A 10,101-nucleotide genomic window follows, 5' to 3' on the forward strand; every position below is an offset into this window, starting at 1 on the left:
TGCCTGTCGTTGTCTTTGTTTGATCTAAACCTACAACAAATTCACGCGAAGCTTCAAGGCAAAGAATTGAAAGTTGCCGATCTCGTGGATCAATCCTATACAAGAATTCAGCAAGTAGAAAGCAAAGTTCGCGCTTTCCTTACCTTAGATGAAGAAAATGCCCGCTTAACGGCTGCCAAATTGGACGAGCAGTTCGCAAACAGTGCGACTACGAGCGATCTATTCGGATTGCCGATCGGGATCAAGGATAACATGGTGACAGAAGGATTGCGCACAACTTGTGCGAGCAAATTCCTGTCCAACTATAATCCAATCTACGACGCTACTGTCGTCACCAAGCTCAAAGAAGCTCAAACCGTCACGATCGGCAAGCTCAATATGGATGAATTCGCCATGGGCGGCTCCAACGAGAACTCCGCTTACCATCCATCCCACAATCCGTGGAACACGGATTATGTGCCCGGCGGCTCCAGCGGCGGTTCCGCTGCTGCGGTTGCTGCAGGCGAAGTATACTTCGCGCTGGGCTCCGACACCGGCGGCTCGATTCGCCAACCGGCTGCTTACTGCGGCATCGTCGGTCTCAAGCCGACGTACGGACTTGTGTCCCGCTATGGCCTCGTCGCGTTCGCGTCTTCACTCGATCAGATCGGGCCGCTGACGAAGAACGTTGAAGACTCGGCCTACTTGCTGCAAGCCATCGCAGGCTATGACGCTAAGGATTCCACTTCTGCGAAAGTGGACATCCCTGATTACCTCAGCGCCTTGACCGGAGATATCAAAGGTCTGCGCATCGGGGTACCGAAGGAATACATGGGCAAGGGGATCGACCCGGCTGTCAAAGAGAAAGTGCTCGAAGCGCTCAAAGTGCTGGAAGGCTTAGGCGCTGTATGGGAAGAAGTCACGCTGCCGCATTCGGAATATGCCGTTGCTACCTATTACTTGCTCGCTTCGTCGGAAGCGTCCTCCAACCTTGCCCGCTTTGATGGCGTGCGTTACGGTGTGCGCTCCGACAATGCGAACAACTTGCTTGATCTTTACCATATGTCCCGCAGCGAAGGCTTTGGCCCTGAGGTCAAGCGCCGCATCATGCTGGGAACGTATGCGTTAAGCTCAGGTTACTATGATGCTTATTATTTGAAAGCACAACAAGTGCGTACGTTGATCAAGCAAGATTTTGATCAAGTATTCGAGAAATTCGATATCATCATCGGACCTACGGCTCCGACGCCGGCTTTCAAGATCGGCGAGCAAAGCAATGATCCGCTTACGATGTATTTGAACGATATCATGACCATTCCGGTCAGCTTGGCGGGTATTCCTGCGATTAGCGTACCTTGCGGTTTCGTGAACGAACTTCCGGTTGGCCTGCAAGTCATCGGCAAAGCGCTGGATGAAGCTACCCTTCTGCGTGTAGCCCACGCTTTTGAGCAGCATACAGATCACCACAAACAGCGCCCGCAATTGTAAGTTCACAGTTCATGAGTCACGAAGGAGGCATTCATTTTGTCGGCAACAGATACCCAATTTGAAACGGTCGTTGGTCTTGAAGTTCACGTTGAGCTTCATACCGCTTCCAAAATATTTTGCGGATGCGCAACCTCATTCGGAGCCCCTCCGAATACGAATACATGTCCGGTATGCCTTGGCCACCCGGGCGTTCTGCCTGTACTGAATCGTCAGGCGGTGGAATATGCGATGAAGGCCGCTATGGCGCTGAATTGCACGATTTCTACACATAGTAAATTTGACCGTAAAAACTACTTTTATCCGGATTCGCCGGATGCTTACCAAACATCGCAATATGATCAGCCGATCGGCTTGAACGGTTGGGTAGATATTGAAGTGAACGGTGTCAGCAAACGAATCGGTGTGACTCGCCTTCACTTAGAGGAAGATGCGGGGAAGCTAACGCACGTCGATGGCGGTTATGCCTCTCTGGTTGATCTCAATCGGGCGGGGACGCCGCTCATTGAGATAGTGTCTGAGCCTGATTTGCGGTCTCCTGAAGAAGCGCGTGCCTATTTGGAGAAAGTCAGAGCGATCATGATCTACTGTGATGTGTCCGACGTGAAAATGGAAGAAGGCTCGATGCGCTGCGATGCCAACGTCAGCTTGCGTCCTTTCGGGCAAGAGAAGTTCGGCACGAGAGCTGAGCTGAAGAACATGAACTCGTTCCGCGGCGTCCAAAAAGGACTCGAGTACGAGGAATTCCGCCAAGCGGAAATTCTCCGCAGCGGCGGCGAAGTGGATCAAGAAACGCGTCGCTGGGATGAAGCCCAAGGCAAGACAGTTGCGATGCGAGGCAAAGAAGATGCGCATGACTATCGCTATTTCCCTGATCCGGATCTCGTTAGCCTGTACATCGACGATGCTTGGAAAGCTAGTGTCAAAGCATCTATCCCGGAACTGCCGGACGCTCGCAAAGCGCGCTATAGCAGTGAATACGGACTGCCTAGCTATGATGCGGATGTCATCACTTCTTCAATGAAGCTCGCTAACTTCTTCGAAGAGAGCTTGCAGTACACACAGGATGCCAAAGCGGTCTCCAACTGGATCATGGGTGATTTGCTCGGCTATTTGAATGCGAACAGCCTTGAATTCGCCGATGTGAAAGTCACTGGCAAAGGCCTTGGCGAAATGATCGGCCTGATTGAGAAAGGCACTATTTCCAACAAGATTGCCAAGACTGTCTTCAAGGAAATGCTCGAATCCGGCAAAGAGCCGCAGAAGATCGTAGAAGAGCAAGGACTTGTACAAATCAGTGACGAGGGTGCCATCAAGGCCGTCGTTGAGCAGGTAGTGGCGAACAGTCCGCAATCCGTAGCTGATTTCAAAGCTGGCAAAGAGAAAGCCGTAGGCTTCCTTGTCGGGCAAGTCATGAAAGAAACCAAAGGCAAAGCCAACCCAGGTCTCGTCAATAAATTAATTGTGGAGTGCCTGAACAGCAAGTGATAAAGTATGAAGTGGTGATCCGATCCCAAGGACACCACTTTTTTTCAATTATAAGGAAAGTGGGGGACTCCCTATGACGATTCAACCTTTAGCCTTACAAACCAATGAGGAGATCCTGCGTCTGCTGTCCTTGCAAATGGCTTCTTATCGTGTGGAAGCAGAGTTGATCGGTTTCGAGGATATTCCGCCCTTGAAGGATGGCATTGATTCTATTCGCAAGGCGGGAGAAACCTTCTATGGTTATTTTGTGCAGGAAGAGAATGAGACTAGACTCGCAGGTGCCATTTCATTTTCGAGTGAGGGCTCGGTGATTACGATCTGCCGCATGATGGTGCACCCAAATTATTTCCGCAGAGGGATTGCTAGGTCACTTTTGCAACATATACTGAAACTACAAGAGGAAGAAGGGGCTGTTCTGTTCGTTGTGTCTACGGGGACGGCGAATTTACCGGCTGTTCAGCTCTATCAAAGCTTTGGCTTTGAGATGAAGCGGGTATTCACTGTGGCTCCAGGTGTCTGTTTAACAACGTTTGAACGTCCAGCAAGTGATTCTTAGATAGTTAGGAGTGATGGGAGCATGAGTAATCCATGGGTTATTGATCAGGTTCATATCACCATTCGGTTGGTACTCGCACTTCTGCTTGGCGGTTTAATTGGGTTCGAGCGCGAAGTCAGCAGTCATGCCGCGGGGCTTCGTACGCATATTCTGGTTTGTGTCGGCTCATCGCTCGTTATGCTGCTTTCCATGTATGGGTTCAGCGCTTTTGTCAACGAAGTTAATGTGCGTCTCGATCCTTCACGTCTTGCGGCCCAGGTCATTAGCGGTATCGGCTTTCTGGGGGCAGGCACAATCATGTTTAATGGAAGATCCATCACGGGCCTTACGACCGCTGCATCACTCTGGGTCGTTGCGGGAATAGGGCTTGCTGTAGGAGCGGGCTTTTATTATCCGGCTGTACTTGCCTGTTTCATGGTGCTTATCTCACTATGGATTCTAAACAAAGTAGAGCTTAAGTATTTTAACGGCAAAAAGATTCGGGTTCTCAAGATACAAGCGTCCGATCAACCAGGAACATTAGGCCTCATTACAACACTTCTGGGCAAACAAAACGTTGATATTCGTAAAATTACCTTGGAAGAGCATGAGGCGGCAGATAAACCTAATCAAGTGCTGATTACATTCCACGTAACCATTCCCAAGCCTTCGATTATCGTGACGGTGCTTGAAGGCATTAATCAAATTAAAGGGGTCACAGGCGTTACCATTGAAAAAAGTAAAAGTTGATTGAAGGGGTCCGTCGATAAGGAGCGTCTAAACTTTTGGACGAAATGAAAGGGGGAAGTCAGGCATGGACAATATGACGGATGAGCAGCTGATCGATCGGGTCCGTCAAGGTCATTCCGATGCTTATCGTGTATTGGTAGAGCGGCATAAGAACTACATCTATACAGTCGTTTACCGCATGGTAGGGCATAAGGAAACTGCCGAGGACTTAACCCAGGAAGTGTTCGTTAAGCTTTTTCGGTCCTTGGTTCATTTTCGCGGAGAGGCCAAATTTACAACATGGCTCTACCGCATGACGACGAATCTCGTGACGGACTTTCGGCGCTCGCAGAAACGGAAGCCTTATGAGGCCTTGCTTGACAAAATGAAAAGCTGGTTTACTGACAGCCGGGATCAGCCAGAAGAGATGGCGATTCGCAAGGATGATCAAGAGCGGATGCAGGCGCTTTTGGCCGAGCTTCCGGACAAGTACCGTTTGATTATGTATTTGTTTCATTATAAGCAACTTTCCTATCAGGAAATGTCCCAAGCTACGGGACTGCCAGTCAAAACGCTCGAAACTAGACTTTACCGGGGAAAAGCCATGCTGAAAGAAAAATGGTTGGAGGTGAACTCGCATGACGCCCAGACAACAGGAAGACCATCGGCTCACGCAATACCTAAATAAATTACTGGACGAAATGCCGTTAAGTGAACCGAGCTCTCATCTGACGGACCGTATCATGCGCGGTATGCAAGAGGAAGATAGAGTCTCTCTGGTTCCTAAGACGCCAATGCGCCAACAAGCGTATTGGATCAACGGTTCAATTGCCATTGCTGCAACAATCGTGCTCATTCAATCAGGCATCATTGGCAAAATAATGAATATCGATACTGGCATCATGCAGCTGACCACCTTTATTCAGCACCTATCCCAATAACAAACAACTTATCAATAGAATGGAGGCTTCTCTATGAACGTACCGCAGGAACATTCTCATATTCCCTCGTACTCAGATGACCCGAGTTACCCCCGCTATGCTCCTTATTATCCAATTGCTAAGAAGCGCAAATGGAAGGCGGGAATACTGTCGTTCATGGTTCCGGGAACTGGACACTTTTATCTAGGGCTTATGCAGCGTGGTTTATTCATCATGATGCTGCTCATCTTGGATATCTTCATCATCACTTCCCTTGCGAACCAAGCTGACCCAAGTGTTGCTGCAGTCACATTATTTGCTTTGTTTATTCCAGTCATTTACTTCTATAACCTGTTCGATGCGCTCCAAGCGACAGACCATGTCAATAACCGTTTGGAGCTAGGAGAGTTCTCCGGTTCTCAGGACATTGAATTCCACGATCCACTGCAGAAGTTGATCAAGGGTACCAACATGGGCGTCATTCTGGTCGCCGCGGGAGCTGTGTTTTTTCTGCTCAGCAACAAACCGATGTGGGTGACAGGGCTTTTTGATCTAATGGGCTCCTACCTTGGATCGGTTGTGCTCGTACTTGCTGGGATTGCGATGTACTTGCTTGATTCCCGCAAAAATAAATAAGTCGCAAAGCGGTCGATTGCCATAACCATCATTGACAAAAGTTAATTAACACACGTACAATGTAGTGTAAGGTTTTATTAACTAACATCAGGTGGTGAGTACTATGGCCGTACATTTAGAACAGGCATTGGCTAAATTGAAAACAACCGGTGTTCGGATGACGCCACAGCGGCATGCAATCCTCTCTTTTCTATTGGATTCCATGACTCATCCGACCGCAGATGACATCTACAGATCCCTTGAATCCAAATTTCCTAACATGAGCGTAGCGACTGTTTATAATAATCTCAAAGTATTTATTGAATCAGGACTCGTTCGAGAACTGACTTATGGAGACAGCTCGAGTCGTTTTGATGCGGATATGACGGACCATTATCATGCGGTTTGTGAAAGCTGCGGGAAGATTGCGGACTTTGAATATCCGCCTCTTCATGATATTGAGAACACCGCTGCAGGACAAACGGGCTTTCAAATTAGCGGCTACCGCCTAGAAGTTTATGGTGTTTGTCCGGACTGCACAGGGATTACCAAGCATTAACGTGCGCAGAATTCCTCAATAGCCGTTCCAATGATGTATAATGAAACGTGATCGTACTTCTTGTTATTGAAGAGGTAGGGGCACGTTTTTTTCTTTTTTTATATCCTACAAAGGAAGTGAAATTTTGCAGCTGACACCCATAGATCCACAGCCGAAACATAGAAAATCTTCCAAGAAATTTCTGCTGATATCTTCCCTATTCATTGGAATCCTTGCGGCAGGTGCCGCTACCTATCTATGGCAGGAACTTGCTCCTAACCGTACGAAAGTAGATCCGGACTATCACGAGATAAGCAAGCCGGTATTTTACCAAGGGAATTATTATAAAGAAAGTGCAATAGGTGCCAAAGAGGGGCTTAAATTACCTCTGGAGCTTATTCAGGAGTGGATGGATCCAACCATTCTATATGAGAAAAGCAGCGATTCGGTCATCATCACAACCAAAGAGAAAGTGCTTCGGCTCAAAACAACGGAGCTGTCGGCGTTCATGAATGAGAAGCCGATTACACTTTCTTTCCCTGTTGAGAAGAAGGGGGATCGCATCTATGTGCCGATTGAGCCGCTGCGTCAGCTGTATCCTTTTGATATCAGAGAATCAGAGGCAACGGGAGCCGTTCTTCTATATAAAAAAGGTGAGCTTCTCAAATGGGCAAAACATGTGGGGGAGGAACCCGCACAACTTCGCACCTTTGCATCCATCAAAGCGCCAATCGTCTCCGAGATCGCAAGCAATGAGCAGCTCATTATTTTAAGCGATGAGGGTGAATGGTACAAAGCTCAACAGTCAAGCGGGCCCATCGGCTATGTTCGCAAGAGTGATGTGCTGGATGATCATGAGGAAACCATTCCGTTGCAGGAAGAGACTTCCTCCTATGTGCCATGGAAGCCGCTTAACGGCAAGTTGAACATGACCTGGGAGCATGTCATAAGCAAAACGCCTGACACTTCCAAGTTTAGTGACATGCCTGGCCTTCAAGTGGTCAGTCCAACTTGGTTCTCTCTTGCTGACGGTGAGGGACGCATTAAGAACATCGCTGACGCTTCCTATGTCAAATGGGCGCAAACGCGCAATTATCAGGTCTGGGCGCTGTTTAGCAATGGATTTGAGGCTGACAGGACCTCTCAAGCGCTTTCCACGTACGATCGCCGTATGAAAATCATCAAGCAATTGCTTGGTTTCGCTCAGACGTACAAGCTGCAGGGCTTCAATATTGATTTTGAAAATGTTCATTTGAAAGACAAAGAAAACCTCGTGCAGTTTGTCCGCGAAATGACACCTTTTATGCATGAACAAGGATTGTCAGTTTCCATTGATGTAACACCCAAATCAACGAATGAGATGTGGTCCATGTTTTATGACCGGCCTGCTCTTGCTGAAGTCGTTGATTATATGATGGTGATGGCTTATGACGAATATTGGGCGTCAAGTCCCAAATCAGGGTCCGTTTCATCACTTCCATGGGCAGAGCGTTCGGTTGCGCAAATATTGAACGCAGATAAAGTTCCTCCATCTAAGCTTGTCCTAGGTGTTCCATTCTATACCCGGCAGTGGACGGAGGAAACTAAAAATGGGAAGACGACAGCGACTTCCAAAACCTTAACGATGGAAGCAGCCCAAACTATTATTAAAGACAAAAAACTGACCCCGACGTATCTGCCGGAAGCGGGGCAGAATTACGTGGAGTACAAAGAAGGCGATAAGCTCATTCGCATCTGGCTAGAAGATGAGACATCGATGAAGGCAAGGATCGATTTAGTGAAGAAGTACGATTTGGCTGGCGTGGCCTCCTGGCGCAGAGGGTTTGAGCAGGCTCCTATGTGGAAAGTGATTCAAGATGCATTGGTGCCAGCGAAGCCATAATAAAGAAAAAAGCCGCAACCTGATTGGGTTGCGGCTTTCTGTCGTCTATCAATGAGGCTTATGCTCATGCTCCCGATGAAGTTCATGTTCGGAAGCTTGTACGGCTGCGGCTGTTTCGTTCTCGGCTGTCGGTTCATATTGTGGATCAACTGTCAATATTGTTTTACAAAACATGCAGCGATCTGTTTTGCCCAGCATTTTCGTCCTTCTTCCACATTCCGGGCAATCAATAACTGTTGCAGATGTAGACAACATACCGGCCCAGAAGTAGATTCCCATGCTCACCATCATTGTTATCATTCCTAGGATCATGAAGACAACAGCGATGATGCGGCCAGCTTTCCCCCAATCAAAAACGATACCGGCCAAACCTATAATCATAAGCAGCATTCCACCCATAGTCAGGGCAAGACCCCATAAGCGAAATTCATTTACTTTACTTGATCTGAAACGCAATTCGTGTTCCTCCCCATCATTTAGCCATCATGTTTTGTGTGATTTGTCACAGAAATCAGCAGGAAACTTAGTCACCATTGTAGAAATAAGAGATAAACAATTATGGAGACAGGAGCTTTGGATACCCATGGGAATCGATAAAGAGCAGTTTTTGCTTAAGTTTCGAAATGACCAGCGGATCATAAGCGTCATGGCGGTTGATAATCCTAAGCAACTTCCCTCGCTGACAGACGGTTTTGATACGCTGCTTCTAATCGTAACGAACGACCTGAGCCTGAACAATCATACGACTAATTATATAAGAGACGCTTCTAGGATACAAGAAAGATGGGTAGATCCTTCTTCACTCGAACAATGGGTTCGTCAAGGTCTCAATCGAAATATCCTTCACTGGCTGTTAAAAGGGGAGATACTTCTGGATCAGAACACTTATTTAGAAGGCCTGCGCCATAGAATACTTGAATTCCCTAGTGACTTGCGTGAGCATAAACTGCTCGTTGAGTTCTCGCACTTTTTGCGCAAGTATCTGCAAAGCAAGGAGTACATTCTCGATGAGCACTTGTTAGATGCCTATAACAATATTCTGGAGGCGCTGCATCACTGGGCGAGAATTGTCATTATTGAAGATGGCTATCACCCGGAAATCACCGTTTGGAGACAGATTCGTGCCATTAATCCAGGCGTGTATAAGCTGTATGAGGAATTGACTATGAGCAAAGAGACCCTGAAACAGAGGGTTCAATTAGTTTTACTCGCTTGTGAGTTTTCTGTCATGTCCAAAATGGAGCGCTGCTGTGAGGCTTTTATTCAAATCCTCCGCGCGAGCGAGCAGCCACTGAGTTCAGATGAACTGCAACAGCATCCACAATTAGTTGAAGTAAAGGCAGAGCTTCCTTTGCTTTTGAACAAACTTGTCAAAAAAGGCTTGATCAAAGAAGTAGCCATTCTTATTGATGAAGAAATTTCTGAAATTGAGTTGAAATATACGAGTATTTAAAAGGATGAATCCTTGTAGAACCAGTGGTTATGCTGGTTCTTTTTTTATTCTTATTTTATTGCTTGACTTTAAATGCGATTCTATGATAAATTAACTCTCGCCGCTAAAAACGGTTCGCATCTGGAAAGTGAACGAAGTAGTTGATGTAAGTCAAGCAAGAAAAAAGAAAAATAAAAAAAGCTTGCATTGAATACCTCGGATGTGATATATTATAAAAGTCGCCGCTAAACGGATGACGAAGAAAATGCAAGAAATTGATCTTTGAAAACTGAACAACGAGTGAGTAAGCACGAACGAGAAATCGTTCAAAAAGGGATTGCAAAATCTCGCTAGCAAGTCAATGAGCATTTTCAGCTTTCAGATATACGGACGAGCAATCGTTCGCTACTATGGAGAGTTTGATCCTGGCTCAGGACGAACGCTGGCGGCGTGCCTAATACATGCAAGTCGAGCGGATTTGTTCCTTCGGGGACAAGT

General features: G+C 47.1%; 11 protein-coding genes and 1 rRNA gene (1 of these 12 running past the window's edge). 11 read left to right on the forward strand and 1 reads right to left on the reverse strand.

Annotated elements, in window-relative coordinates:
* Window positions 1-9 precede the first annotated feature (9 nt).
* The 9 genes from gatA (at window position 10) to LOZ80_RS38300 (ending at window position 8,171) form a co-directional block, all read left to right on the forward strand.
* Window positions 10-1,467: an Asp-tRNA(Asn)/Glu-tRNA(Gln) amidotransferase subunit GatA gene (gene gatA, locus LOZ80_RS38260; RefSeq protein WP_238169379.1), complete on the forward strand. Its 1,458-nt coding sequence runs from the start codon at window positions 10-12 to the stop codon at window positions 1,465-1,467.
* Between the two features lie 33 nt (window positions 1,468-1,500).
* Window positions 1,501-2,952 (forward strand): Asp-tRNA(Asn)/Glu-tRNA(Gln) amidotransferase subunit GatB, encoded by a 1,452-nt coding sequence (gene gatB / locus LOZ80_RS38265; protein WP_238173228.1) that lies wholly within the window; start codon window positions 1,501-1,503, stop codon window positions 2,950-2,952.
* 73 nt (window positions 2,953-3,025) lie between these two features.
* Entirely contained in the window at window positions 3,026-3,508 is a 483-nt protein-coding gene (locus LOZ80_RS38270; RefSeq protein WP_238169380.1) for a GNAT family N-acetyltransferase, read from the forward strand.
* A gap of 21 nt (window positions 3,509-3,529) precedes the next feature.
* Window positions 3,530-4,237 carry an MgtC/SapB family protein gene (locus LOZ80_RS38275; RefSeq protein WP_238169381.1) on the forward strand — a complete coding sequence of 236 codons (708 nt, stop codon included), beginning with the start codon at window positions 3,530-3,532 and terminating at the stop codon, window positions 4,235-4,237.
* A 64-nt stretch (window positions 4,238-4,301) separates the two neighbouring features.
* Window positions 4,302-4,904, forward strand: coding sequence for an RNA polymerase sigma factor (locus LOZ80_RS38280; protein ID WP_238169382.1), 603 nt, complete (start codon window positions 4,302-4,304; stop codon window positions 4,902-4,904).
* Window positions 4,855-5,157, forward strand: a complete 303-nt coding sequence (locus tag LOZ80_RS38285) for a hypothetical protein (protein ID WP_238169383.1) — start codon at window positions 4,855-4,857, stop codon at window positions 5,155-5,157. The genes LOZ80_RS38280 and LOZ80_RS38285 overlap by 50 nt, the downstream gene beginning before the upstream one ends.
* A 33-nt stretch (window positions 5,158-5,190) precedes the next feature.
* Complete coding sequence (locus LOZ80_RS38290) at window positions 5,191-5,772, forward strand: DUF6677 family protein (RefSeq protein ID WP_238169384.1); 582 nt, start codon at window positions 5,191-5,193, stop codon at window positions 5,770-5,772.
* Window positions 5,773-5,875: 103 nt separating this feature from the next.
* Window positions 5,876-6,310: a peroxide-responsive transcriptional repressor PerR gene (perR, locus tag LOZ80_RS38295; RefSeq protein ID WP_238169385.1), complete on the forward strand. Its 435-nt coding sequence runs from the start codon at window positions 5,876-5,878 to the stop codon at window positions 6,308-6,310.
* 124 nt (window positions 6,311-6,434) lie between these two features.
* The gene (locus tag LOZ80_RS38300; RefSeq protein WP_238169386.1) at window positions 6,435-8,171 is read left to right on the forward strand and encodes a glycosyl hydrolase family 18 protein; all 1,737 of its coding nucleotides are present in this window, start codon (window positions 6,435-6,437) and stop codon (window positions 8,169-8,171) included.
* A 48-nt stretch (window positions 8,172-8,219) separates the two neighbouring features.
* On the opposite strand, the gene LOZ80_RS38305 is transcribed toward LOZ80_RS38300, so the two are convergent.
* Entirely contained in the window at window positions 8,220-8,627 is a 408-nt protein-coding gene (locus LOZ80_RS38305; protein WP_238169387.1) for a DUF2614 family zinc ribbon-containing protein, read from the reverse strand.
* A gap of 127 nt (window positions 8,628-8,754) precedes the next feature.
* On the opposite strand from LOZ80_RS38305, the gene LOZ80_RS38310 reads away from it, so the two are divergent.
* Together LOZ80_RS38310 and LOZ80_RS38315 are read left to right on the forward strand one after the other, a co-directional pair.
* On the forward strand, window positions 8,755-9,624 hold the full coding sequence (locus LOZ80_RS38310) for a nucleotidyltransferase-like protein (RefSeq protein ID WP_189019836.1): 870 nt from the start codon (window positions 8,755-8,757) through the stop codon (window positions 9,622-9,624).
* Window positions 9,625-10,010: 386 nt separating this feature from the next.
* Window positions 10,011-10,101 (forward strand): 16S ribosomal RNA (locus LOZ80_RS38315) (it continues 1,453 nt past the right edge of the window).

The organism is Paenibacillus sp. HWE-109 (genome assembly GCF_022163125.1).
In the GTDB taxonomy this organism is placed as follows: domain Bacteria; phylum Bacillota; class Bacilli; order Paenibacillales; family NBRC-103111; genus Paenibacillus_E.

Bases quoted from the DNA above. Each gene is read 5' to 3' on its own strand.
- LOZ80_RS38275 (WP_238169381.1), top strand. From the start codon at position 3,530: ATGAGTAATCCATGGGTTATTGATCAGGTTCATATCACCATTCGGTTG.
- LOZ80_RS38280 (WP_238169382.1), top strand. From the start codon at position 4,302: ATGGACAATATGACGGATGAGCAGCTGATCGATCGGGTCCGTCAAGGT.
- LOZ80_RS38270 (WP_238169380.1), top strand. From the start codon at position 3,026: ATGACGATTCAACCTTTAGCCTTACAAACCAATGAGGAGATCCTGCGT.
- LOZ80_RS38310 (WP_189019836.1), top strand. From the start codon at position 8,755: ATGGGAATCGATAAAGAGCAGTTTTTGCTTAAGTTTCGAAATGACCAG.
- perR (WP_238169385.1), top strand. From the start codon at position 5,876: ATGGCCGTACATTTAGAACAGGCATTGGCTAAATTGAAAACAACCGGT.
- LOZ80_RS38290 (WP_238169384.1), top strand. From the start codon at position 5,191: ATGAACGTACCGCAGGAACATTCTCATATTCCCTCGTACTCAGATGAC.
- LOZ80_RS38285 (WP_238169383.1), top strand. From the start codon at position 4,855: ATGACGCCCAGACAACAGGAAGACCATCGGCTCACGCAATACCTAAAT.